This is a genomic window from Pseudomonas sp. 21615526, assembly GCF_013386245.1.
Lineage (GTDB): Bacteria > Pseudomonadota > Gammaproteobacteria > Pseudomonadales > Pseudomonadaceae > Aquipseudomonas.
Genome location: NZ_JACAOM010000002.1, coordinates 179,432 through 201,411, shown reverse-complemented (window position 1 = coordinate 201,411; position 21,980 = coordinate 179,432). Strand labels below are relative to the sequence as shown.

28 protein-coding genes are annotated in these 21,980 nt (G+C 61.7%); 9 read left to right on the top strand and 19 right to left on the bottom strand.

Annotated elements, in window-relative coordinates:
• Window positions 1-410: 410 nt before the first annotated feature.
• The 5 genes from HX786_RS01175 (at window position 411) to HX786_RS01155 (ending at window position 5,255) form a co-directional block, all read left to right on the top strand.
• The gene (locus HX786_RS01175) at window positions 411-704 is read left to right on the top strand and encodes a hypothetical protein (protein ID WP_003219143.1); all 294 of its coding nucleotides are present in this window, start codon (window positions 411-413) and stop codon (window positions 702-704) included.
• A 246-nt stretch (window positions 705-950) separates the two neighbouring features.
• On the top strand, window positions 951-3,665 hold the full coding sequence (gene mgtA / locus HX786_RS01170) for a magnesium-translocating P-type ATPase (RefSeq protein WP_178911613.1): 2,715 nt from the start codon (window positions 951-953) through the stop codon (window positions 3,663-3,665).
• 59 nt (window positions 3,666-3,724) lie between these two features.
• Window positions 3,725-3,928 carry a hypothetical protein gene (locus tag HX786_RS01165; protein ID WP_256734770.1) on the top strand — a complete coding sequence of 68 codons (204 nt, stop codon included), beginning with the start codon at window positions 3,725-3,727 and terminating at the stop codon, window positions 3,926-3,928.
• A gap of 31 nt (window positions 3,929-3,959) precedes the next feature.
• Window positions 3,960-4,307, top strand: coding sequence for a DUF2493 domain-containing protein (locus tag HX786_RS01160; RefSeq protein ID WP_003217865.1), 348 nt, complete (start codon window positions 3,960-3,962; stop codon window positions 4,305-4,307).
• A gap of 144 nt (window positions 4,308-4,451) precedes the next feature.
• Window positions 4,452-5,255, top strand: a complete 804-nt coding sequence (locus tag HX786_RS01155) for a hypothetical protein (protein ID WP_178911612.1) — start codon at window positions 4,452-4,454, stop codon at window positions 5,253-5,255.
• Between the two features lie 156 nt (window positions 5,256-5,411).
• On the opposite strand, the gene HX786_RS01150 is transcribed toward HX786_RS01155, so the two are convergent.
• Window positions 5,412-6,131, bottom strand: a complete 720-nt coding sequence (locus HX786_RS01150; protein WP_008435042.1) for a tellurite resistance TerB family protein — start codon at window positions 6,129-6,131, stop codon at window positions 5,412-5,414.
• A 124-nt stretch (window positions 6,132-6,255) separates the two neighbouring features.
• Between HX786_RS01150 and HX786_RS01145 the strand changes: the two genes are divergently transcribed.
• Window positions 6,256-6,783, top strand: a complete 528-nt coding sequence (locus tag HX786_RS01145) for a DinB family protein (RefSeq protein ID WP_178911611.1) — start codon at window positions 6,256-6,258, stop codon at window positions 6,781-6,783.
• Between the two features lies 1 nt (window position 6,784).
• Here the strand turns inward: HX786_RS01145 and HX786_RS01140 are convergent, their stop codons facing one another.
• Window positions 6,785-7,240, bottom strand: coding sequence for a GFA family protein (locus HX786_RS01140; protein ID WP_003207766.1), 456 nt, complete (start codon window positions 7,238-7,240; stop codon window positions 6,785-6,787).
• 210 nt (window positions 7,241-7,450) lie between these two features.
• Between HX786_RS01140 and HX786_RS01135 the strand changes: the two genes are divergently transcribed.
• Window positions 7,451-7,735, top strand: a complete 285-nt coding sequence (locus HX786_RS01135; protein WP_003207761.1) for a hypothetical protein — start codon at window positions 7,451-7,453, stop codon at window positions 7,733-7,735.
• A 1-nt stretch (window position 7,736) separates the two neighbouring features.
• Here HX786_RS01135 and HX786_RS01130 read toward each other — a convergent pair whose 3' ends face one another.
• The 10 genes from HX786_RS01130 to deoR all read right to left on the bottom strand — a co-directional run bounded on the left by HX786_RS01130 (window position 7,737) and on the right by deoR (window position 17,679).
• The gene (locus tag HX786_RS01130) at window positions 7,737-8,372 is read right to left on the bottom strand and encodes a LysE family translocator (protein ID WP_008435048.1); all 636 of its coding nucleotides are present in this window, start codon (window positions 8,370-8,372) and stop codon (window positions 7,737-7,739) included.
• Between the two features lie 208 nt (window positions 8,373-8,580).
• Window positions 8,581-8,772, bottom strand: coding sequence for a hypothetical protein (locus HX786_RS01125; RefSeq protein WP_023658809.1), 192 nt, complete (start codon window positions 8,770-8,772; stop codon window positions 8,581-8,583).
• 87 nt (window positions 8,773-8,859) lie between these two features.
• The gene (locus HX786_RS01120) at window positions 8,860-9,543 is read right to left on the bottom strand and encodes an HAD-IA family hydrolase (RefSeq protein WP_178911610.1); all 684 of its coding nucleotides are present in this window, start codon (window positions 9,541-9,543) and stop codon (window positions 8,860-8,862) included.
• Window positions 9,544-9,553: 10 nt separating this feature from the next.
• Window positions 9,554-10,582 (bottom strand): ABC transporter permease, encoded by a 1,029-nt coding sequence (locus HX786_RS01115; RefSeq protein ID WP_003207754.1) that lies wholly within the window; start codon window positions 10,580-10,582, stop codon window positions 9,554-9,556.
• Window positions 10,579-12,075, bottom strand: coding sequence for a sugar ABC transporter ATP-binding protein (locus tag HX786_RS01110; RefSeq protein ID WP_003207752.1), 1,497 nt, complete (start codon window positions 12,073-12,075; stop codon window positions 10,579-10,581). The genes HX786_RS01115 and HX786_RS01110 overlap by 4 nt, the downstream gene beginning before the upstream one ends.
• Window positions 12,068-13,054: a sugar-binding transcriptional regulator gene (locus HX786_RS01105; RefSeq protein ID WP_003207750.1), complete on the bottom strand. Its 987-nt coding sequence runs from the start codon at window positions 13,052-13,054 to the stop codon at window positions 12,068-12,070. The genes HX786_RS01110 and HX786_RS01105 overlap by 8 nt, the downstream gene beginning before the upstream one ends.
• Complete coding sequence (locus HX786_RS01100; RefSeq protein ID WP_087693921.1) at window positions 13,051-14,571, bottom strand: ribulokinase; 1,521 nt, start codon at window positions 14,569-14,571, stop codon at window positions 13,051-13,053. The genes HX786_RS01105 and HX786_RS01100 overlap by 4 nt, the downstream gene beginning before the upstream one ends.
• 93 nt (window positions 14,572-14,664) lie before the next feature.
• Window positions 14,665-15,681: a galactitol-1-phosphate 5-dehydrogenase gene (locus HX786_RS01095; protein WP_256579610.1), complete on the bottom strand. Its 1,017-nt coding sequence runs from the start codon at window positions 15,679-15,681 to the stop codon at window positions 14,665-14,667.
• 93 nt (window positions 15,682-15,774) lie between these two features.
• Window positions 15,775-16,749, bottom strand: a complete 975-nt coding sequence (locus tag HX786_RS01090; protein ID WP_178911609.1) for a substrate-binding domain-containing protein — start codon at window positions 16,747-16,749, stop codon at window positions 15,775-15,777.
• Window positions 16,750-16,920: 171 nt separating this feature from the next.
• Complete coding sequence (deoR, locus tag HX786_RS01085) at window positions 16,921-17,679, bottom strand: DNA-binding transcriptional repressor DeoR (RefSeq protein ID WP_008435058.1); 759 nt, start codon at window positions 17,677-17,679, stop codon at window positions 16,921-16,923.
• 143 nt (window positions 17,680-17,822) lie between these two features.
• Between deoR and deoC the strand changes: the two genes are divergently transcribed.
• Window positions 17,823-18,503 (top strand): deoxyribose-phosphate aldolase, encoded by a 681-nt coding sequence (gene deoC, locus HX786_RS01080; protein WP_003207741.1) that lies wholly within the window; start codon window positions 17,823-17,825, stop codon window positions 18,501-18,503.
• A 138-nt stretch (window positions 18,504-18,641) separates the two neighbouring features.
• Here the strand turns inward: deoC and HX786_RS01075 are convergent, their stop codons facing one another.
• From HX786_RS01075 to arr, 5 genes are all read right to left on the bottom strand, one after another.
• Complete coding sequence (locus HX786_RS01075) at window positions 18,642-19,043, bottom strand: TonB family protein (RefSeq protein WP_003207740.1); 402 nt, start codon at window positions 19,041-19,043, stop codon at window positions 18,642-18,644.
• 132 nt (window positions 19,044-19,175) lie between these two features.
• Window positions 19,176-19,598, bottom strand: coding sequence for a hypothetical protein (locus HX786_RS01070; RefSeq protein ID WP_178911608.1), 423 nt, complete (start codon window positions 19,596-19,598; stop codon window positions 19,176-19,178).
• Between the two features lie 104 nt (window positions 19,599-19,702).
• Window positions 19,703-20,071, bottom strand: a complete 369-nt coding sequence (locus tag HX786_RS01065) for a VOC family protein (RefSeq protein WP_178911607.1) — start codon at window positions 20,069-20,071, stop codon at window positions 19,703-19,705.
• A 48-nt stretch (window positions 20,072-20,119) separates the two neighbouring features.
• Window positions 20,120-20,326: a DUF1737 domain-containing protein gene (locus HX786_RS01060; RefSeq protein WP_008435062.1), complete on the bottom strand. Its 207-nt coding sequence runs from the start codon at window positions 20,324-20,326 to the stop codon at window positions 20,120-20,122.
• 71 nt (window positions 20,327-20,397) lie between these two features.
• The gene (gene arr / locus HX786_RS01055) at window positions 20,398-20,814 is read right to left on the bottom strand and encodes an NAD(+)--rifampin ADP-ribosyltransferase (RefSeq protein ID WP_023658807.1); all 417 of its coding nucleotides are present in this window, start codon (window positions 20,812-20,814) and stop codon (window positions 20,398-20,400) included.
• Window positions 20,815-20,906: 92 nt separating this feature from the next.
• Between arr and HX786_RS01050 the strand changes: the two genes are divergently transcribed.
• On the top strand, window positions 20,907-21,365 hold the full coding sequence (locus HX786_RS01050; protein WP_177008540.1) for a GNAT family N-acetyltransferase: 459 nt from the start codon (window positions 20,907-20,909) through the stop codon (window positions 21,363-21,365).
• Between the two features lie 51 nt (window positions 21,366-21,416).
• Here the strand turns inward: HX786_RS01050 and HX786_RS01045 are convergent, their stop codons facing one another.
• Entirely contained in the window at window positions 21,417-21,734 is a 318-nt protein-coding gene (locus tag HX786_RS01045; protein ID WP_032899360.1) for a hypothetical protein, read from the bottom strand.
• 5 nt (window positions 21,735-21,739) lie between these two features.
• Entirely contained in the window at window positions 21,740-21,901 is a 162-nt protein-coding gene (locus HX786_RS01040) for a hypothetical protein (protein ID WP_166742167.1), read from the bottom strand.
• Window positions 21,902-21,980: the final 79 nt, after the last annotated feature.

Genomic DNA, 21,980 nt, shown 5'->3' with positions numbered 1-21,980 from the left:
GCCGAACGCAGGCTTCGGAACCCCGCAATAAGTTATCCGGCTATTGTTACTTCACCTACCCTCCACACACCGGCCACTTATCAATAAGCACACTTGATATTGCAACTTCCCCCAACCTTCTATCTGAACAAACTCTGAACCAGTAACAATTTAAGTCATTAAACGTTGACATCCGGCAACTGCCTGAGTAAATTCCCCGTGCCTGCAACTCAGGGCCATTTTTCAACCTCACAAAAGAAGCCAATGGACACAGTATCTAGTCGTTGTCCGATCACCGTGAATGCGGCGAATCGGGCGCCAAACCCAGAAAAAATGACGGGACTCGCCGTTCCGGCCGAGTAAGCTGCGCTAGAGCCTGACGCTCCAACGTAACTGCCTCACCGGATGCCAGTCCGGTCCCGAGGTGTGTTATGACCTTTCAACTGATTGTTTTACCTGATCTGCGTACGCTGGCTAACGCCCTGCGTGCCAAATTGTGCCGCGAGCCCGTAGGCTTTTCCCCTACCCGCAGCACCTTTGTGACCTCATCCCCCCGCGTGTGCCCGACTCCCCGGGCACACTGGCGTATCTGCCCCACCACCGGCCACCTGGTCCAGCAATGGGATCACGCCGACCCTCAAGACCCACAGAGACGGGACGTTTCCAGCCTGGTCGCGCAAGCGAGCCTGATGCTGAGCCTCTACGTGGACGCTCGCGCGGCATAAGCCAGCTGGAAACAGCAACTTCCTGATTATCCGTTACTTGATTAGCTGGAGTTCTCTATGGACGAAGCCAGTAGTAGCCCGCTGCGCGTTAGTTAACTAACGCGCTGTTAGCGGGCCTGTAGAAAGTTACCCAACACTTTATTTAAACCGATCGCGAAGTCAGCGACTCGGCATGCTTTCGCTCGCCTGTCATCAGGTAAGTACCGGGTATGTTTTGTCGAAAAATTGGCGACAGGAGTACACACAATGAGCGCAGTAAAAAACCCGAAACTGCACAAGAAAAACGGCACGGATACCGACACCAAGCTGTCGATGCGTGCTGCCCGCGAAGCCCAGAACGGCCTCTCGGCAACCCTCGCCAATGTCCGGGCAACCAAGGATGGCCTGACCGAACTGGATGCCTCTGCTCGCCTGCAACGTGAAGGCTACAACGAGGTGGCCCACGACAAGCCGCCTCACGCCATCGTGCAATTCCTCCAGGCCCTGAACAACCCGTTCATCTATGTGCTGCTGACCCTCGGCGCCATCAGTTTCTTCACTGACTACTGGCTGCCACTGCAGGCCGGTGAAGAAGCCGACCTGACCAAGGTCATCATTATCATGACCATGGTCATGCTCAGCAGCCTGCTGCGCTTCTGGCAGGAGCATCGTTCGGCCAAGTCCGCCGAGGCCTTGAAGGCCATGGTGCGTACCACCGCCACGGTGTTGCGCCGCGAGCAAGTGGGCTCCAAGCCGACCCTGCGGGAAGTGCCGATGCGCGACCTGGTGGCCGGCGATATCGTGCAACTGTCTGCCGGCGACATGATCCCGGCCGACATCCGCCTGATCGAGTCCCGTGACCTGTTCATCAGCCAGGCCGTGCTGACCGGCGAAGCCTTGCCGGTAGAGAAGTACGACACCCTCGGGGATGTGACGCAAAAATCCGCCACGTCCACGGCGGCCGACCAGGGCAACCTGCTGGACCTGCCGAACATCTGTTTCATGGGCACCAACGTGGTCAGCGGCCGGGCGAAAGCCGTGGTGGTTGCCACCGGCCCGCGCACCTACTTTGGCTCGCTGGCCAAGGCGATTGTCGGCTCCCGAGTGCAAACCGCATTTGACCGCGGGGTGAACAGCGTCAGCTGGCTGTTGATCCGCTTCATGCTGGTAATGACGCCGATCGTGTTCTTCCTCAACGGTTTCTCCAAGGGTGACTGGAGCGACGCGTTGCTGTTCGCCCTGGCAGTGGCGGTAGGCCTCACCCCGGAAATGCTGCCGATGATCGTCAGCGCCAACCTGGCCAAGGGTGCAACCGCCATGGCCAAGCGCAAGCTGGTGGTCAAGCGCCTCAACGCGATCCAGAACTTCGGTTCGATGGACGTGCTGTGCACCGACAAGACCGGCACCCTGACCCAGGACAAGATCATCCTCGAGCACCACGTCAACGCCTTTGGCAACCGTGATGATTCAGTGCTGACCCTGGCCTGGCTCAACAGCCATCACCAGAGCGGCATGAAGAACCTGATGGACCAGGCGGTCGTACAGTTCTCCGAGCAGAATCCGAAGTTTCAGGTGCCGTTTGCCTACAGCAAGGTGGATGAGTTGCCGTTCGACTTTATTCGCCGTCGCCTGTCGATCGTGGTCAAGGACGCGCAAAACGATCACCTGCTGGTGTGCAAGGGTGCGGTCGAGGAGATGCTGAGCATTTCCACCCACGTGATGGAAGGCGACGTGGCCGTCGAGCTGGATGATCGGCGTCGCAACGAGTTGCTGGCGATTGCCCAGGACTACAACGAGGACGGCTTCCGGGTGCTGGTGCTGGCAACCCGCAACATTCCCCAGGCACTCGCCCGCAAGCAGTACACCACGGCCGATGAGCGCAACCTGGTGATCCGTGGCTTCCTGACCTTCCTTGATCCACCAAAGGAAACCGCTGGCCCGGCGATCGCTGCCCTGCGCGAAATTGGCGTGGCGGTCAAAGTGCTCACCGGCGACAACGCCATCGTCACCAGCAAGATCTGCCGCCAGGTCGGCCTGGAGCCAGGCGTACCGTTGCTGGGGACGGAAATCGAAGCGATGGACGACGCCACCCTCAAGCTGCGGGTCGAGGAGCGCACGGTGTTCGCCAAGCTGACGCCGCTGCAGAAGTCGCGGGTGCTCAAGACCTTGCAGTCCAACGGCCACACCGTGGGCTTCCTCGGCGACGGCATCAACGACGCTCCGGCCTTGCGGGATGCCGACGTGGGCATCTCGGTGGACAGCGCGACGGACATTGCCAAGGAATCCGCCGACATCATCCTGCTGGAAAAGAGCCTGATGGTGCTGGAAGAAGGCGTGCTGAAAGGCCGCGAGACCTTCGGCAATATCATGAAGTACCTGAACATGACCGCCAGTTCCAACTTCGGCAACGTGTTCTCGGTGCTGGTGGCCAGTGCGTTCATCCCGTTCCTGCCGATGCTGTCGATCCACCTGCTGCTGCAGAACCTGATGTACGACATCTCCCAGCTGGCCTTGCCGTGGGACAAGATGGACAAGGAATACCTGGCCAAGCCACGCAAGTGGGACGCGAAAAACATTGGCCGCTTCATGATCTGGATCGGGCCGACCTCGTCGATCTTCGACATGACCACCTTTGCCCTGATGTGGTACGTGTTCTCGGCCAACAGCGTGGAAATGCAGACCCTGTTCCAGTCTGGCTGGTTCATCGAGGGGCTGCTCTCGCAAACCCTGGTGGTGCACATGCTGCGCACCCGCAAGATCCCGTTCTTCCAGAGCAACGCCGCATGGCCGGTGATGATGATGACCTGCATCGTGATCGGGCTGGGCATCTACGTACCGTTCTCGCCGCTGGGCGCGATGGTTGGCCTGGAGCCGCTGCCACTGGCGTACTTCCCATGGCTGGTGGGCACCCTGGTCGCCTACTGCTGCGTGGCACAACTGATGAAAACCCTCTACATCCGCCGCTTCAAGCAGTGGTACTGATCAACCGCCCCTGAAAGCGCTGGCTATCGGTAGATAGCCAGTGCACGCGGAGACAGACAATGAACACACTTATGAGCTACCTCGACAACGTTGCTCGCGCGCTGCTGGTGTTCGGCCTCGCCCAGGCGGCCAAGGCAGTGATGGTGCTGGGCGTACGGCTGTACGTGCGCAACGTGCTCAGCGCCGTGGAAATGCGCTTCATGCTGGGTTTTTCCAGCAGCTTGAACAGCACCTGCATCCGCTTGCTGCGCCCGCGTCGATAAATGGCAATACGCACTACAAGGAAAGATCACCATGCGCGTCTTGATCTGTGCAGGTCGTCATTACGCCGATACAAAAATGTCCCGCCAGGTGCTGGACGCCTACCACCGCCTGCGCCCGGTGCAGGTGTTGATCCACGGTGGCAGCCAGTTCCTGGGCAGCGACGTGGAAGACTGGGCCCGGGAAACCGGAGTGGATGTGGTGCGTTACCCACCCAACTGGCAACGCCATGGCAAGCAGGCCGAACGCCATCGCAACCAGTTCATGCTCACCGACAGCCGGCCCGACGTGATCATCGCGCTGCCCGGTGGCGACGACACCTCGGAACTGGTGAGCCAGGCCAGGGCCAGTGGCATCCATGTGCTGACTGTAGACAGCTGAATCAACCCTTATTGGAGTATCCAGGCATGAACGAAGAACCCCGCTGTAGCGGTACCCCGTTGCACACTTTTTTCTATTTGAAACACGGCGCGTCCCTGCCAAGTCCGGTCGGGGCGCGCCACCGGCTGTTGATCGAGGTTCACCATGTACAAGAAACACACCCCTGACGGTTTCACTAAATACCGCAACCGCACCACCCACGTTACCTTCCATCCCCTGCCCGCCTCCAAGCTTCGGGCAGTGCGGCGCAACCTGATTTTCGTCGGCGTGACCGCGGGCATCATGCTGGTGCTCAGCCTGATGTCGAATGCCCATGCGGCAGGCGGCTCCTACGTGGTCGACGACGGCGCAATCAACGCCCCGGGCGAATGCAATGTCGACGCCTGGTTCACCGCCAACCGGCACGCGGGCTCAACCCACAGTGAAACCCTGGCGCCGGCCTGCACCTCCGCTGCCATTCCTTGGTTGCAGTGGACTGCCGCCGTGTCCCGGGCCAACCATGATGGCGACGGCGAAACCCAAGTGAATCCGCAGCTCAAGGCGCAGTTGTGGGCCCGGGAAGACCTGGGCCTGGAACTGGCCGCGTCTGCCGGCGTGCATTACGCGCTGAACCGCCAGCACTCGTTTGATGGCGCGGACTTGAATGTGCCGTTTACCTGGCAGCCCATGGAGGCCCTGCGGCTTAACTTCAACGCCGGCTGGAGCCACGCCTATAACGACGGCGACCAGACCCATCGGCCGACCTGGGGCACCGGGTTTGAATACAGCCTGATGGACTCACTGACACTGATCGCCGAACGCTACGGCCAGCAAGGCGGCGACCAGGCGTGGCAAGCCGGGCCGAGGATGCATATCGGCAAGAATGTGGACGTGGACCTGGTGGTAGGACGCAGTTTGATCGGGGATCAGCATCAATGGCTCACGACGGGGGCCACACTGCGGTTCTAACCCGCAGACGATGATCCCTGTGGCGAGGGAGCTTGCTGTGGCGAGGGAGCTTGCTCCCGCTGGGCTGCGTAGCGGCGCCGGAATCTTTGGGAGCGCTTCGCACTCCAGCGGGAGCAAGCTCCCTCGCCACAGGCTTGGTATGACCGTAATAGCGATTTAAACCTGCCCCTTGGCCTGCTGCTCCAGATGCACCTGCAACGCAGGATCAATCTTCAACTGCGCCGCCAGCTCATCCAGATAATTGCGCTCCGCGTCCCGCTGGTCATCCACCAGCAGCACACTGACCAGGTACACCTCCGACGCCACCGCCGGATCGCCGGCAAACTCGGCAAAATCCGCCGCATTCAGCGGTTTGGCCACCTCGGCATCCAGCCACGCCTGCAATTGCGGGTCATCGGTGTGCTTGCCGATCTCGGCCGAGATCATCTGCTGCTCCCGCTCATCAATCTCGCCATCCGCCTTGGCTGCCGCGATCAATGCACGCAGCACGGCGTGGCTGTGTTCTTCGACCTGCGCGCCAGACAACTGGTCAACCGTCTGCAACGCCTGCTGCGGCGCCGACGCCTGTTGCCGCTGCCAGGCCTGATACGCCTGGAACGCCATCATCCCCAACGACGCCAGCGCCGCGTAGTTGGTGCCGCCGGTGCGCCCCTGAGGCGCCGCACGGGTTCCGCCGAGCATGCCGCCCAGGCCACCGAGCAAGCCACCAAGGCCGCCACCGCCGGAAGCCGAAGCACCGCTGCCGCCCAGCAAACCGCCAAGCAAGCCGCCCAAACCACCGAGCCCGCCCTGAGACCCGGGTGCAGCGCCGCCCTGCTGGCTGGACGAGGCCTGGCCCGCCCGCAGCAATTGTTCCAGTAGATCGCCGGTATTCATGGTGTCACCCTCCCAGGGCGCAGAGTTCCAGATCAACAACAATAGCTGCGCTGCGCGAGAACACCATGACCGCCCGGCAGGCTCGCTTTATCATGGCGCCATCGCACCCGGAGGAAGCCCCGAGATGACCCGTACCGAGCATATCGCCCTGATGGCGACCTACAACCAGTGGATGAACCGCAAGGTGTACAACGCTGCCAATGGCCTGAGCGACGAGGAGCTGATTGCCGACCGTGGCGCGTTCTTCGGATCGATCCTTGGCACGCTGAACCACCTCGCCCTGGGTGATCGCGTCTGGCTCAAGCGTTTCGCCGAGCATCCAGCAGGCTTTGCCGCGCTGGTACAGTTAGACGCGTTGGGGTTGCCGCCACGTCTGAATCAACTGGCCTTCGCCGATATCCGTGAACTGTCGGCCCACCGCGCCTGGCTCGACCAGCTCATCATCGACTGGGTGCAGTCGATCAGTGAGTCGGACCTGGATCAGCCCCTGCAGTACCACAACATGGCGGGCACGCCCATGAACAAGAATTTTCATGCACTGCTCGTGCACTTCTTCAATCACCAGACCCACCACCGGGGCCAGGTGACAACGCTGTTGACCCAGGCCGGGCGCGACGTGGGCGACACCGACCTGCTGGCACTGATGGACTAGTTCAGCCGCCGCTGTACTCGGCGTACGCCTGTATCAGCGCGGGGAAATTCTCCCTCTCCGGGAGCTGCGCAAAGCTGTGCTGTGCCGGGGTAGTCGCCCACGGCAGCTTTTCACTGGTCCAGGTTTCAATGAATGGCACATAGCCGCTGGCGTCATCCAGCATGGTGGGGCGCAGGTTGATCAGATCTTCCACGCCATTGGGGCGGGAAAACATCCAACTCATGCAGTGGGGGCAGCAGTAGTGGCGGTCTACGCCATGCAACCCGCCGATCACCGGGTTGCCCTGGGTGATGGTGAATCCGTGGCTGGGGATCAGCGCGCTCAGCGAGAACGCGCTGGATGACATCTTCTGGCACCCAGTGCAGTGGCACGCCATGGTGATCAATGGTTTTTCGGTCACGGTAAAACGCACCCGGTCACAACGGCAGCCGCCTTCCTGGGACTCTTGATTGCTCATCTTCCACTCCAGTCACATTGTGTGTGTGACCGGAGGATAAACGAGCGGGTGCGTCGCGAACAGCAGTGCCAGCTTGCATTACCGAACGCATGGAGCAGCGAACTGTCATAAAAGACAGAGCGGTGAACATCAGCCAATGGCTGCCCCGCCCTGCCCGCGCGCATCAGCAGATTACCGATGCGACGCATCCCCCAAGAAGGAGACGCTTACATGGTCATTCACTTCAAGGTCGCCGGGCATCTTGCCTGCGGTCATCACGGCAACAACCTCCCTTCCAGCACCGAGCTGAATCGGGTCAAGTGCCGTACCTGCCGTAACACCGAAGTCTTCAAGGAAGCCCGCCGCACCCAACGCAACGCCGCTCGGCGTGCCGCGCGCAAGTCCAAAACCGCCCATGCCGCCGGTGACTGGCGCAGTGCCTGGACCCAGCGCCTGACCGACCTGCCAGGCCGTCAGCGCCTGCCACGCGGGTTCCACGGCCAGCCATTCGTTTAAGTTACGCAGCCGGGGCACGACGGTAAGCGGCCAACAGCACGCCCATCGTCATCAACAACCCACCCGCCCCACGGTTGAAATGCTGCAAATGTGCGGGCCGCAGGCGACTGAGCAAGCGTGCCCCGCATACCGCGTAGAACATCATGATGCTGACATTGAGCACGCACAGCGCCAGCAACAGGCACGCGTACTGCGGCAGTTGCGCCTGGGTGCTGTCGACAAATTGCGGCAGGAATGCCGACATGAACAACAACGCCTTGGGATTGGAAATCGCCACCAGGAAACTGCGGGTGAAAATACTCGCCGAGCGGGTGCCGCCGTCCTCACCTTCGCCCACCGATGGCAACGCCGCCTGGGGTGATCGCAACATCTGCCAGCCGATCCAGATGAGGTACGCCGAACCGATCCATTTCAGCGCCTGAAACAGCCCTTCGCTGGCCGCCAGCAGCAATCCCAGGCCACACGCCACCGCCGTCACCAGCAACGCGTCGGCCAACACCGCCCCGGCCATGCCCCAGAACGCCGCCTGCAAACCATGGCGCGAACCATTTTGCAGGGCCAACAGAACCGTCGGGCCAGGTATCGCGATAATCGCGGCGCTCATCATGACGAACAGAAATAAGGTTGCCAGGGACATGACAGGTTCCTACGGGCTGATCAGCTGCGAATCATCCCAAAATATCCTCTGTGTGGCGAGGGAGCTTGCTCCCGTTGGGCTGCGTAGCGGCCCCAAAATCCTGGGAGCGCTTCGCACTCCAGCGGGAGCAAGCTCCCTCGCCACCGGTCATGTGTTGCTCAATTGGGTGCCAATAAAAAGCCCCGGATTGACCGAGGCTGTTGAGGGCTCATGCATCATTGGCCACTGGCCTCGACCGTGCCTTGTAACCCGGTAGCGCCGCGGCATACGCCAGCGCCTGCTCACGGGAACCGAAGGATGCCAGGCGATCAGCCTTGGTACAGACGCGCCACGGGCCGCTGTTGACCTGCACGATGTCATAACCGTTGAGATGCAGCTTGTTCAGCATGGGAGTGCTCATAGTCACCTCTCTCTCCAGAGATAATCCAGGTGTTTGACCGGTCTACCATACACCCGCTGACGACGAGGAAGCCTACCGGACGTCGAGTCAGCCGTAGGCTGGCAACCCCCATCGCGCGAGGTCAAACGCCTCCAGGCTCAGCAGTCTTCCATCCGCATGCAGGAACTTCTCCTGCGGCATCGCCGGGTCCGGGATGGCCACGGCGTACATGCCGGCCGCCTTGGCCGCAGTGATACCGAATGGGGAATCCTCGAACACCAGGCATTCAGCGGGCGTCACTCCCAGTCGCTGGGCGGCCACCAGGAAGATATCCGGCGCCGGCTTGGCAGCGCCTACCTGAGGGTCATCGGCGGTGACGATGGCATCGAACAAGCAGAACCAGTCGCGGTGCAAGGTGGTTTTCAGTTCGAAATAGTGCCGCGACGAACTGGTACCCACCGCAATCGGCACACCGTGGGCCGACAAATGCCGCACCAGCGCCTGGGCCCCGGCCATGGCCGCCGCCTGGGGAAACCGCGCATTCATCAATGGTGTGCGTTCCTGCAAGAACGCCTCGGGGCTCATCGGCAAGCCCACGGCCTGCACGATATAGCTGGCCAGTTCATAAGCCCCCAGGCCAATGGTGTTCTGCTTCATGCTCCAGTCAAAGGTGCGGCCGTAGCGGTCGGCAATCAGTTGGGTGACTTCGGTGTAGATGCCTTCGGTGTCGAGCAGCAGGCCGTCCATGTCGAAGATCACGGCCTTGATCGGCGCGGGTAGCGATGCATTCATCACGGTGTCCTCAAGTGCGCCCGGCGTAATGGTCGATCAAGCGGTTGAGCAAAATCGCCAGCACGATGATCACCCCGGTGATCGCCATCTGGTAGAACGAGCCCAGCCCCAGCAGGTTGAAGATATTGCGCAACACCTGCAGCAGCATCACCGCCACCGCCGTGCCTACCACGCTGCCGCGCCCGCCGAACAGGCTTGTGCCACCCAGCACCACGGCGGCAATTGCATCCAGTTCCAGGCCCTGGGCAGCGGTCGGTTGGCCGACGTGCAGGCGTGAGGTCATCAACAAGCCGGCGAATGCTGCCAGGCCGCCGCAGATGGCGAACACCGCAATCGTCACCGCCCGCACCGGCACGCCGGACAGCCGCGCAGCCTCCAGGTTGCCGCCGGTGGCCAGCACATACTCGCCAAACACCGTGTAGCGCAGCACCAGCCAGGCGATGACGGTGATCAGGATAAAGATCAGCCCCAGCACCGGAAACGCAATGCCGGCGCTGGGCCAGATGTCGATCATGGCCGAGCCGAACGAGGTGAAGCTGGCCGGCAATCCGCCAATCGGCGCACCGTCGGATGCCAGGAAGGTGGCCCCGCGCAGCGACACCAGCCCGGCCAGGGTGATGATAAAACTCGGCACCTTGCCAAACACCGTGAGGCTGCCCATCAAGGTGCCGATGGCCAGTCCCACCAGCAACGTGGCCGGCACCGCCAGCCAGCCGCTGACCTGCTGCTGCAGGAGCACCGCCACCAGGATGCCGCCGAAGGCACACAGGCTGCCCACCGACAGGTCGATATTGGCCGTAAGGATAACGAAGGTCATGCCGATGGCGATGATCCCGACAATCGCCCCCTGCTGGAACAGGTTAGCGATGTTGCCGAAGGTCAGGAAGTCGTCCGACAGGAACGTCGCCACCACCACCGCAAACAGGAAAATGAACACAAAGTTGTAGCGCATCACCCACTCCAGCACCGCACTGCGACGGCGGCTGGTGAGGGTGACGGGCTTATCGAAAACCGGGCTTGGGTTGCTTGCAATAGTCATGGTTCTACACTCGTTCTACCGATAAGGATGGCCTGGTCGATCTGGTCGCGACTGGCAGTCAAGGGGTCGAAACACAGCGCGTTGCGCCCCTCATGCATCACCCAGATGCGGTCGCAATTGACGTACAACTCGTCCAGCTCGCTGCTGGCGACCAGCACCGCCGCCCCTTCCTGCGCCAGGCTGCGGGCCAGGGCATACAGGTCGGCCTTGGCGCCGACATCCAGGCCACGACTGGGCTCGTCCAGCAGCAACAGGCGCGCGCCGTCGATCACCCACTTGGCCATGACCACCTTCTGTTGATTGCCGCCGGAGAGCTGGCGTACCGGTTGCTCAAGGTTGTCGAGCTTGGTCTGCAAGCGCTGCAGCACCGGGCCGGCGCGGTCCTTGGCCTGGCGATGGGAAAACCAGTTCAAGTGCCGGGTGTGCACCAGGCAGGCATTGCGGTAGATGGGCGCATCCAGCAGCAGGCCTTCGGTCTTGCGGTTTTCCGGCACCAACCCGACGCCCTGGCGGATCGCCTGGCGCGAGGTTTGCGGCTGATAAGGCTGGCCAAACAGTTCAACATCGCTGTCGTTGCGCCCCACGCCAAACAAGGCTTTGAGCAACGTGCTGCGCCCTGCCCCGTTAAGCCCGGCAAGCCCGACAATTTCGCCCTGGCGCACTTCCAGCCCCTGCACGTCCAGGCCCTGCTCGCCTTGAAGGCGGCGAATATTCAGCGCCAGGTTGTCCCGCGGCGCCTGACGCGGGCTGCGTTCCAGCAGGTCGCGGTGCTCGCCGACCACGGCGGCGATCAGCGCCTGGTCGTCGATCTGCGCCAGCTCGTGGGTTTGCAGGGTTCGCCCGGCACGCAGCACCGTGACCCGGTCGCCGATCTCGCGAATTTCATTCAAGCGGTGGCTGACATACAGCACCGCCACACCCGCCGCAGTGATCTCGCGAATCACCTGGAACACCCGCTTGAGTTCGGTCTCGTTCAGCGCCGCCGAAGGCTCATCCATCACCACCAGCCGGGCCTCACAGGTCAGTGCCCGGGCGATGGCCGCCAATTGCTGGTTGGCAATCGACAGGCTGCCCACCCGGTCGGAACTCGAGAAGTTGGCCCCGACCCGCAAAAGCGCGGCCTTGGCCAACGCACTGCGCTTGCCCCGGGAAATAATCCCGAAGCGCTGGGGCGCATAGCCGAGCATCAGGTTCTCTTCGACGGTCATCTGCGGGATCAGGTCGAGCTCCTGATAGATCATCGCGATCCCGGCCTGGCGCGCCTGTTGCGGATTCTTCAGTTCCACCCGCCGGCCCGCCACCGACATCTCGCCGCCATCCGGGCGATGGGCGCCGGCGACGATTTTCAACAGGGTACTTTTGCCCGCGCCATTGGCACCCAGCAGGCAATGCACCTCACCGGGCCGAACGTCGAGGGAGGCATCGGTCAGCGCCACCACATTGGGCGGAAAACGCTTGCTGACATGACGGATATCCAGGGCCAACTCACTCATGATCCTGCTCCAGCAAATAGCGGGCGGTGGCCGCGTCGGTGGCCAGCACATTGACATAGCCGGCCTTGACGCTGGCGTGGACGATGCGGTGCTTTTGCGCGCCAACGCACACGGCAATGGACCAGGCCTTGTCGCGCAAGGCGGCCAACGGCAGGCCCAGGGTGCGGGCGTCGAGTTCGGGCATCACCGGTTCACCGTCCATGCCGATAAAGCGGCCCATGATGTCGCCGACGGCGCCCAGGCGTTCCAGCTCTTCGAGCAATGGCCGGTCGATGTAACCCGACTCCATCAACACCGAATGATCAGACAACTCCCCCAGGCTGAAACACGCCACCGGCGCCTGTTGCCCGAGGCGCAATACCTGGGCGATCACCGGGTCCTGCTCCAGCGCCTCGCGGGTATGCGCATGCCCGAGAATCGCCGGCACCGGCAGCAACGTGGCCTGGCCACGGGCAGCCTGGGCGAAGCGCTCGGCGACGTTATGGCTGGACTCGCCCATCGAACGGGTATTGATCGCGCCGTTCAGCAGCACCACGTTGACCCCCTCGTTCCAGCGCGGCACCAGCCACTGGGCCATTTTGGTCAGGGTGCGGCCCCACGACACGCCGATCAGCGCCGGCATCGGCTGCAAGTTGCACAGGTAACGGGCGGCGGCCTGGGTCACCACGTTCAGCGCGGTGTCGGCATCTTCCACATCCAGCACCAATGCTTCACGCAGGCCGAAACGCCGTTGCAAGGCTACTTCCAGCTGCGGCAAGCGCGCCGAGCGGGCGACGATATCGATGCGCACCACCCCGCAATCCCGCGCCTCGCGCAGCAAGCGGCTGACTTGCCAGCGGGTCAGGCCGGTCTCCCGGGAGATATCGCTTTGGGTCTTTTCCAGGTCGTAATACAGCTTGGCCACCTGGACCATCAAGTCATCACGCTGGGAATCGGCCGACAACCGCGTGGCAAACGTTTCTTCAGGATGGGCGCTCATGCTGCCGGCCTTACGCCGAGCGTGCGGTTCGCCGGTGGCTTGCAACTGATGGGCGCGACGCTGTCGGTGGCGGCGCGGTAGCGGCCCAACAGCTCGATGTATTGCTCGTGGGCGTAAGGGTCGGGCTCGATCAGCCGGCCGATGGTGGTGAAGTCGGTAGCGGCTTCCTGCAAGGTGCCGAACTCGCCGAGGGCGCAGGCGGCAGCGGCGGCGGTGCCGATCAGGGTGAGGTTGTCGTGGGGCACCATTTCGAACGGCACACCGGTGGCATCCACCGTGGCCTGCAACCACAACGGGTTCTTCTGGAAACCACCGGCGGCGACCACCCGGGTGATCTCGATGCCCTCGGAGCGCCAGGTGTGAAAGATGTTCGCCGAGCCCAGGGCAATCGCTTCCACCGAGGCGCGGTACAGGTCATGCCGGTCATGGTTCAGCGACAGGCCCATGATCGCGCCGCGCATGTCCGGTGAGCGGTACGGTGTACGGTTGCCCATCCAGTAATCGAGCACCAGCAAGCCGGTGGAGCCGGGCTGCAGTTCTGCGGCCTGGCGGATCAGGCGCTGGTGCCCGGCATCGTCGAGGCCGAACATCTTTTGCGCCAGCCAGTTGAGGATCGAACCGGCGGAGACTTGCCCGCCTTCCATCAACCATTGGCCGTCGAGCAAGGCGCCGGGGTACGGGCCCCAGATGCCCGGTACGTCGATGCGTTGCGGGGTGTGCATCAGTTGCACCACCGAGGTACCGCCGATAAACAACAGCTCGCCGGCGCCAGTGGTGCCGGCACTGAGCATTGCCATGTGGGCGTCGATTCCGCCCTGGGCCACCAGGGTGTCGCGGCTCAGGCCCAGATGATTGGCGGCATCGGCGCTCAAAGGGCCGATCCGCCCACCGACCTTGATCACTTCCTGAGGGAGTTTTTGCGCCAGTTCAGGCACGCCCAGTTCGGCGTACAATTCCACCGGAAAACGCTGCTGCAGGGTGTCGTAATTCCACTTGCAACTGGCATTCAATTGGGAGGCGACCCAGCGCCCGGTCAACTGAAAGTTGATCCAGTCCACGGCCTCGCAAATACGCTCGGCGCGCTGGTAAACCTGAGGCTCGTGCTCGGCCAGCCACATGGCCTTGGGCACCAGCCATTCCACCGCGTCACCGCCCTGGTTCATCATCGGGTGGCTGACGTGGGCGGTGCGCGCCGACTCGGCAGCGGCGCGGCAATCCATCCATAACAACGCCGGGGCCAGGGGTTGGCCGTCCGCCTGGGCAACCACCACGGTGGAGGCTGTGGTGGCGACGCACACCGCCGCCACCTGCGGGTGCCCGGCCTGGGCCATCAACTGCCGGCAGGCCTTGCCCAGCGCCGACCACCAGTCCGCCGGCGCCTGCTCGGCCCAACCCAACTGCGGGTATTGCGTGGCATACGGCGCCTCGGCGACGTGTACCAGTTTGTGGCTGTGCAGGTCATACAAACCAGCCCGCACCCCACCTGTTCCGAAATCCAGTCCCAACAACAAGGTCATCGGTAGTTCTCCTGCGTCTTGTAACAACGCTTTTTGTTTTAAGCCCGGCAACGCACAGCGTCGTCGGGCTTGGCGACACACAGCTGACGCGGCTCAGGGACGGAAAATTACCTTGGCCGCGACTTCGCTGCGATCGGCATAGCGCTTGAACATCGCCGGCAATTCATCCAGCGGCAAGTCGTGGGTAATCATGAACTGCCACTGCAATTCACCGGAAGCCAGCTTGTCGATGGAGGCCGTCCACTCATCGCCCGGGAACGGTGCCGAGAACGAGTTCCAGGCGCCGTGCAGGGAGATTTCCTGGCGCAGGAAGTGCGAGAACGTCGCAGTGCTGAGGGCCACGTCACTGGTGGGAATGCCGATAAACACCACATGCCCGCCAGCCTTGGTCAGTTGCACGGCCTGGTTGATCGAGCTGGGATGGCCTGCCGCTTCAATCACCAGTTGGCAACGGGGCAACTCGGCATCCGCCGCGCCGCTGAGCAGGGTGTGGGTGGCGCCGGCTTCGCGGGCCATGGCGAGTTTCTCTTCGGCGATGTCGATGGCGACGATGTCCTTGGCCCCCATGATCCGCAGCCACTGGATCGCAAACAGGCCGATTGGCCCGCAACCTACCACTGCCCCGCTCTGCCCGGCCTTGAAGTCGGCTTTCCAGATCGCATGCAGGGCAATCGCCGCCGGGTCCACCAGGGACGCGGCAATCGGGTCCATGCCTTGGGGCACCTTGATCAGGTTGCTCAGGGGCACATTGACGTACTCGGCATACGCGCCGTCACGGCGGCTGCCGAAGTAATCGTAGCGCTCCGAGCGGGACGGAAAGCCACGGGCATATTGGTCGCTGCTGACGTCCGGGATCATCGGCGGCACAGTCACCAGTTCGCCGATGGCATAGCCGTCGACACCGCTGCCGATCTCTTCGATAAAGCCTGCGAATTCATGGCCGCAAATCAGCGGCATCACATGGGCGCCCTTGCTCAACATGCGCGGGATATCCGAGCCGCACACGCCGCAGGCGGCGACCCGAACCAGCGCGTGGCCGGCCTTGACCGCAGGTTTTGGAACATCTTCGACCCGGATATCGCCCGGTTGGTACATGACGGCAGCTTTCACAGTGAATTCCTCTGTTGAGTGACGAGTGCGTTCGACCAGGCACTTCCCGCAAGAGGTGCCCGCAAAAATCCATAGCGTGGCGACGCAGATCCGTCAGAGCGCGCCGGGGCGGTATTCGCCGAAGGTTGAGTCATGCTTGACCTCGGCCACGTTGGCCTTGGTCACCACCTGGGTGCCGGCGTCGACAAAGTTCGGCACCGACTTGCCGGCCGCCAGGGCCCGCGCCGCCTCGATGGCGACCTCGCCCAGGTAGCGTGGGTCGTTGAGGGCGGTGGCCACGTATTGATCGCCGCTCTGGATGGCATTCAAGGCCTCGGACAAGCCGTCGATCCCGGCCACGAGGACGTCTTTCTTGGCGCTTTCGGTGAGCACTTGCAGCGCGCCCATGGCCATGTCGTCGTTATGCGCGATCACCGCCTTGAGGTCCGGGTGCGCTTGCAGCAAATCCTGCATTGCCGTGACTGCGTTGGCGCGCATGTACTCGCTGTAGGGGCCGTCGATGATCTTGAAGTCGGTGCCGGCCAAAGCGGTGTGGAAGCCCTTGCGGCGTTCTTTCATTACCGTACCGCCGGCGTCGCCCTGAATCTCGATGATCTTGCCCTTGGTCACACCGCGCTGCTTGAGCGCTGCAAGCAGCGCCTTGCCGGACAGCTCGCCCATCTCGGCATTGTTACGGCCAATGGTGGTGGCGACCGGGGCATTGATTGCGCGGTCGACGGCAATCACCGGCACCTTGGCGCGTTTGGCGGCGTCGAGGGCCGCGCCCACGGCGTCGGGGTTCACGGCATTGATGATGAGGATGTCGACCTTGCGGGTCAGCAGGTCCTGGATATCGTTGTTCTGCTTGCTGATATCGCCGTTGGCGTCGAGGAAGATCAGCTCGTCGCCGCCCTTGGCCGCTGCAGCCTTGGCGCCGTCGCGCAGTTGTACGTAGAAGGGAGATTGCAGGGTGACCTGGCTGAAACCGATCTTCAGATCCTTGGCCTGGGCGTTCAGCGCCAGCGCCGAGGCCGCGACAGCCAGTGCAAGGGCCAGCACATGAACAGGTTTACGGGCTATCTGGAGCATGGTGATTCCTATTTTTATTGTTGTCAGGATTCGGGCACGGCCTTCAGGGAGGTCGTGCTCACAAATGTGAACCGCGATCACATTTGAAAAACTATGCCTTGCTCCCGAGAGTGTCAAGGCCAATTTGTTAAATTCCGAACAAATGAAATAAAAATCACAATGCTGTTTGAGTCAGATCAGCAGGATCGCCCCGCTGTCCCTGATCACCTGCTGCTGTGCCGCCTCGAGCCCGGGGTCGCTGATCACCCGCTGGAAGTCCGACAGCTCGGCAAAGTGTGCCGCACGTACTTCGTCGAACTTGCTGTGGTCGGCCACCAGCACGCAGGTCTGCGCCCGCGCCATGACCCGGCGCTTGACCTCCACTTCGTTGAGGTTGTAGCAGGTCACACCGTGGGCGGCGCTGACGCCGGCCGCGGAAATGAACGCCCACGCCACACGGATGCCATCCAGGATGCCCGCCTCGGCATGGCTCTCGAAGACCATGTTGCGCCGATGAAAGGTGCCACCGCAGAGGATGATGGTGCAGTGGGGCTTTTGCTGGAGCTTGAGCAATACGTTGAGGGAATTGCACAGCGCGGTGAACTCCAGGTCATCCGGCAACGCCTCGATAATGAACGGCGTGGTGGTGCCGCAATCGATAAACACCGTGTCGCCGGGGCGCACCAGGCTGGCGGCCAGCACGCCGATCTGACGCTTCTCGGCGACGTGGCGCTGGTCCTGTTCGGCGACCTGGTAATCGGGCTCCGGCGGCCCGCTGCGGGTTACGTGCCCGCCCAACAGGCGCAGGCCCTGGGGGCTGTCTGCCAGGTCGCGGCGCAGGGTCATTTCCGATACGCCCAGCAATGCGGCCATGTCACGCAAGTGAATCGCCGACTCGCCCTGCAAGGCCTTGTGCATGGCCCGAAATCTTTCGCTTTTCTTTGAATCCACTGCGTTCCAACCCTCGTTGAATGCGAGCCCTTGATCAGGGCAGTCACAAATTCCATTTACAATGTTATTTATTTCACATTTAATGCATCCAACTTAACACAAACCGCCTTTTCCCAGCACCTCATCCTTACAGGACACTTGCCATGCCGACTGACCCGTTGCCGCTCGCGGCCTATATCGACCACACCCTGCTGGCCGCCGATGCTTCCCAGGCGAGCATTCGCCAACTGTGCGCCGAGGCCCGCGAGCATGGCTTCAAGTCCGTGTGCGTCAACAGCGCCAACGTGCCGCTGGCCGCCGAATGCCTGCGCGACGCCGCGCCGTTGGTCTGTGCCGTCGTCGGCTTCCCCCTGGGTGCGGGCTTGAGTGCAGCCAAGGCTTATGAGGCAAAGCTTGCGATCGAGGCCGGTGCAGGCGAGATCGACATGGTGCTGAACATCGGCTGGCTGAAGGATGGCCTGCTGGACCAGGTACGCGACGATATTGCCCAGGTGCTGGCGGCCTGCGGCGCGGTGCCGCTGAAAGTCATCCTCGAGACCGGCCTGCTGGATGACCAGCAGAAAACCCATGCCTGCAGCCTGTGCCGCGAGCTGAACGTGGCGTTCGTCAAGACCTCCACCGGTTTCGGCCATGGCGGCGCGACATTGGCGGATGTGCGCCTGATGCGCGGCGTGGTGGGGGCGCAGATAGGCGTGAAAGCGTCGGGCGGCGTGCGCGACCTGGCGACGGCCCAGGCGATGATCGAAGCCGGTGCTACGCGCCTGGGCAGCAGCTCCGGGATCGCCATCGTCAGCGGCGCAAAGGCGGCCGCGGGCGCCTACTGAGTTGAGTGCAGCGCTGGCGCCCTTTCACAACCCTTTCACAGTCGGGCGCCTATGGTCATCTCAGCTCCTGGTGAAAACCTTTAAGCCCGCGCTCCCCATCGCGGGCTTTTCTTTGCCCGGAATTTATCCGCAGGTCAGCTACAGCCGGCGTGGCGGTGAGCCGGCGCAGGCCACGCCCTCCAGGCAGAATACAAACGGGGCTACCACTTGAATTTCGCCTTTGAGCAGCATTGAGGGTGGAGGCGCAGGCACTGGCGACGCCGCCGGAACGAATCGCTCCACGGCGCTGACGAACAGATCCGAACCTGTATGGCTGATGACTTTGTGGCGTATCAGGTTGCCTTTGGCGTCGACCACGAATTCAACCCTGACCAGGCCGGTCAATCCTTGCAGGCGAGCTTCTTCGGGGTACGACTTGAAGTGATTGAGGTGAGTGAGCAACTGGTATTCCCATAAGCGTTGTTCTGCCAGTTGTTCCCGGGTGGGGCCGCTCGTGCAGGCACAAAGCAGTAAGACAAGTGCGATCCAGCTGTATTTCATAAACGCAGTTCCGTTGACGTTTGGTGTGCAAGGTGAGGCTAATCAAGGCTCGGTGCGTCAGCGTGTTATCCAGGTCGAACAGAATGGCCCGTGGGTACACGAATGCTTCTTGTGGAAAACCAAATCTGCCTCTCAGGCGGTGGTACTGACGATGGAACCGGTACCGCTTCCACCGTCGGAAGTCAGTGCCTGCAACAACGCCGAAGACGCAGACTGCAATGCAGCTGCCGTTGCGGCAATCTGCGCCTGGGCGGCAGCCACGGCGGCCGCTTTGGCGTCTGCGCTTTGATTGCTGGCCTGGGCCTTTTGCATGTTTTGCTGCTGCTCTTGAAGCTGCTTTTGCAACTCCGCAATCTGCTTTTTCAGCGCCTTGACGGTGTCGGACTCCTGCGACGTGGATGCCGCCTGGCCGCCACCTGCGGCGGGCGCACTTTTGGCACCCGTGTCCGGGTTGAGACTCAGGGTTCCAGAGTCTCCGGTCTTGGAGCTATCGCTGACGCTGGCCGGACTTGGGTTGGCGGGTACTGAAGCGAGACTGCTGACGTTCGTGATCATGTCAAATATCCAATTCCGGTATCGATGTTAATTGATCGGCGCTTAAGCTGATTACTTTAACCCGTTATCGACCTTCCCGAACCTGGCTACAACGACGGACCGATTCAGCGGCGAGGTCTCGAAAAGACGTTGACCAGGCTTCCATCCGGATCACGCAGCAATACCGAAGTGTTGCCCCATGGCATGACCGTCACCGGCATCACCACATCAGCCCGACCGATACGCAGCAGGACGGCCTCCACATCGTCCACTTGAAACTCCAGGATCGCCGAACGGTTGCTTGCGGCGACTGCCAGTCCATCGTTGTGAAGGCGGACCAGGCGTTCATCGGCTATGGCCAGGACGACGCCGTCGAGGTGAATTTCAGCGAACCCGTCAGCCAGGTGCCTTGGCTCGACAGTCGAGAGGTTGTGATAGAACTGAACGAGCCGTTTAAAGTGGTTGGTAACGAGACGAACAGACGAGAATTTCATCATTTGACCTGACAGGAGTGAGAGAACTCACCTTAATTCAAGCCCGCGTCAGTTCCTGACAGTAGTGTTGTTATCGGCGTTCCAAACGACAGCCTGTGCCACCACCACGTACTCGCCATTGAAGGTTGCCGCTGGCGAGCCGTAAAGCTGGTAACCCAGCGCAAGCGCTTCAGAGACCCGGTGACAGAAGGAGGCATCGTCCTTGCCTGTCAGGATCCGATAGGTAGGTAGGCCTTCAGGAGGGGAATTCTGCATGGGAGCACCTGCTGGAACAGTTAAGGAAAGCCACTTGGCGATCGGGTGACGCCGGCTTGTGCCCGATGATATCAGTCAATGATCACGTCGCGACCCTCGGCCTTCAAGCGCGCAAGATTGTCCTTCATCTGCTGCAACCGTTCAGGCGGATGCCCGTGCCATTTCGTGACCTCCGCCACGACGCGCAAAGGGTCAGTGGAGCGATAGGAAAGCGTGGGATTGCCGGGAAACTTCTTATCCGTCACGTTGGGGTCATCCATGATTGCCCCCGTTGGCTCCACAACATAAATCCGTTCCCGCCCACTGCCGAGCGCCAGCTCAGCCCCCCAGATGGCGGCATCCAGCGTGCCCGCAAAGTAAACCCAGGACAGTGCTTTACCTTCTGTAAAGTTGGACGGGTAGCCGACGCGGATCAGATCGCCCGGCTCCAGGTCGGCCCGGGTACCGTGAAAGAACTGACGGATGAACATGCCAGCGGTATTTGACATGGGCTCGTTGCTCCGTGGATGAATGTTATGTTTGGATGCGAATGCCCCCATCGGCTGGGTTCCTCTATACCACCGCACCTCAGGAAACCGTTGTGACGAATCTGACCATACGACGCGCCAGTATCGACGACTTGCCTTTCATTGTTTTGCTGCTGGCAAATGACTCCCTGGGGGCTGTTCGAGAAGATAGCAGTCTTCCGCTTCAGAGTTCCTACACACGAGCGTTTGAGGCCATCAACGCAGACCCGAACCAGTTTCTTGCCGTCGCTGTGGCTGATGAAGAGGTGGTCGGTACTCTCCAACTTTCTTTCATTCCGAATATTTCTCATCGGGGCGCATGGCGAGCTCAAATCGAAGCCGTCCGCGTGCACGAGCGAATGCGTGGGAGCGGATTGGGCCGGCAATTCTTCGAATGGTCGTTTGAGCAAGCACGTCAGCGCCACTGCCAACTGATCCAGCTTACCTGTGATCGTACGCGGCCAGATGCTCATAGGTTTTATGAGTCCCTGGGGTTCTTGCCAACCCACACAGGCTTCAAGATGAAGCTGTGACCATTTGAGGCGAGCTGGCCCGGCGTTTGATTGCCGGGCCAGAGGGCGGAGTCAAAGCAATACAGTAGCAAGCATGCCCAAGGCGCCGAGGACAAACCCGATCAGTGCGCCACGCCCTGGTGCTTCATGGAACAGCGCCCAGACCACCACGGGCTCAAGCAGCAACAGGGAGGTGACTGAGACCACGGTGACGACCCAGATATCACCGACCGCCACGTACCCCAGCCAATACGCACCCAACAGGCAAAGCCCGGCAAAACACATCAGCACAACGGGAAGGACGAACGCCTCCCATGAACCATGCCCTGTCTGGGCAAGCCTGGCGGTTACCACCTCGCTGTAGATTGCACAAAACTCCCCCACCACCATCAACCCTAGAGCAGAAACTCCGAGTAGTTCTTTGGACATATCAAAAACTCCTTCGTATTCAACGCAATATTTTTCAGCTCCCAGCGAGCAATGCCGCTGCCAAGGAGCGTGTTGCAGTGATACGAAGCAGCCTTGAACAGGCCTGAATTACCGAAGTGCTTTTCCATGCTCATGTCCTTCAAAGGGTGAGTCTCAGCGCCCGGAAAAGGGCGCTCGCTGCGATCATACGTTCCGACAGCCCGCCTG

Excerpts from the sequence above, each read along its gene's own strand:
- HX786_RS01175 (WP_003219143.1), top strand. The coding sequence starts at position 411 with ATGACCTTTCAACTGATTGTTTTACCTGATCTGCGTACGCTGGCTAAC.
- mgtA (WP_178911613.1), top strand. The coding sequence starts at position 951 with ATGAGCGCAGTAAAAAACCCGAAACTGCACAAGAAAAACGGCACGGAT.
- HX786_RS01165 (WP_256734770.1), top strand. The coding sequence starts at position 3,725 with ATGAACACACTTATGAGCTACCTCGACAACGTTGCTCGCGCGCTGCTG.
- HX786_RS01160 (WP_003217865.1), top strand. The coding sequence starts at position 3,960 with ATGCGCGTCTTGATCTGTGCAGGTCGTCATTACGCCGATACAAAAATG.
- HX786_RS01155 (WP_178911612.1), top strand. The coding sequence starts at position 4,452 with ATGTACAAGAAACACACCCCTGACGGTTTCACTAAATACCGCAACCGC.
- HX786_RS01150 (WP_008435042.1), bottom strand. The coding sequence starts at position 6,131 with ATGAATACCGGCGATCTACTGGAACAATTGCTGCGGGCGGGCCAGGCC.
- HX786_RS01145 (WP_178911611.1), top strand. The coding sequence starts at position 6,256 with ATGACCCGTACCGAGCATATCGCCCTGATGGCGACCTACAACCAGTGG.
- HX786_RS01140 (WP_003207766.1), bottom strand. The coding sequence starts at position 7,240 with ATGAGCAATCAAGAGTCCCAGGAAGGCGGCTGCCGTTGTGACCGGGTG.
- HX786_RS01135 (WP_003207761.1), top strand. The coding sequence starts at position 7,451 with ATGGTCATTCACTTCAAGGTCGCCGGGCATCTTGCCTGCGGTCATCAC.
- HX786_RS01130 (WP_008435048.1), bottom strand. The coding sequence starts at position 8,372 with ATGTCCCTGGCAACCTTATTTCTGTTCGTCATGATGAGCGCCGCGATT.
- HX786_RS01125 (WP_023658809.1), bottom strand. The coding sequence starts at position 8,772 with ATGAGCACTCCCATGCTGAACAAGCTGCATCTCAACGGTTATGACATC.
- HX786_RS01120 (WP_178911610.1), bottom strand. The coding sequence starts at position 9,543 with ATGAATGCATCGCTACCCGCGCCGATCAAGGCCGTGATCTTCGACATG.
- HX786_RS01115 (WP_003207754.1), bottom strand. The coding sequence starts at position 10,582 with ATGACTATTGCAAGCAACCCAAGCCCGGTTTTCGATAAGCCCGTCACC.
- HX786_RS01110 (WP_003207752.1), bottom strand. The coding sequence starts at position 12,075 with ATGAGTGAGTTGGCCCTGGATATCCGTCATGTCAGCAAGCGTTTTCCG.
- HX786_RS01105 (WP_003207750.1), bottom strand. The coding sequence starts at position 13,054 with ATGAGCGCCCATCCTGAAGAAACGTTTGCCACGCGGTTGTCGGCCGAT.
- HX786_RS01100 (WP_087693921.1), bottom strand. The coding sequence starts at position 14,571 with ATGACCTTGTTGTTGGGACTGGATTTCGGAACAGGTGGGGTGCGGGCT.
- HX786_RS01090 (WP_178911609.1), bottom strand. The coding sequence starts at position 16,749 with ATGCTCCAGATAGCCCGTAAACCTGTTCATGTGCTGGCCCTTGCACTG.
- deoC (WP_003207741.1), top strand. The coding sequence starts at position 17,823 with ATGCCGACTGACCCGTTGCCGCTCGCGGCCTATATCGACCACACCCTG.
- HX786_RS01075 (WP_003207740.1), bottom strand. The coding sequence starts at position 19,043 with ATGAAATACAGCTGGATCGCACTTGTCTTACTGCTTTGTGCCTGCACG.
- HX786_RS01070 (WP_178911608.1), bottom strand. The coding sequence starts at position 19,598 with ATGATCACGAACGTCAGCAGTCTCGCTTCAGTACCCGCCAACCCAAGT.
- HX786_RS01065 (WP_178911607.1), bottom strand. The coding sequence starts at position 20,071 with ATGAAATTCTCGTCTGTTCGTCTCGTTACCAACCACTTTAAACGGCTC.
- HX786_RS01060 (WP_008435062.1), bottom strand. The coding sequence starts at position 20,326 with ATGCAGAATTCCCCTCCTGAAGGCCTACCTACCTATCGGATCCTGACA.
- arr (WP_023658807.1), bottom strand. The coding sequence starts at position 20,814 with ATGTCAAATACCGCTGGCATGTTCATCCGTCAGTTCTTTCACGGTACC.
- HX786_RS01045 (WP_032899360.1), bottom strand. The coding sequence starts at position 21,734 with ATGGTGGTGGGGGAGTTTTGTGCAATCTACAGCGAGGTGGTAACCGCC.
- HX786_RS01040 (WP_166742167.1), bottom strand. The coding sequence starts at position 21,901 with ATGGAAAAGCACTTCGGTAATTCAGGCCTGTTCAAGGCTGCTTCGTAT.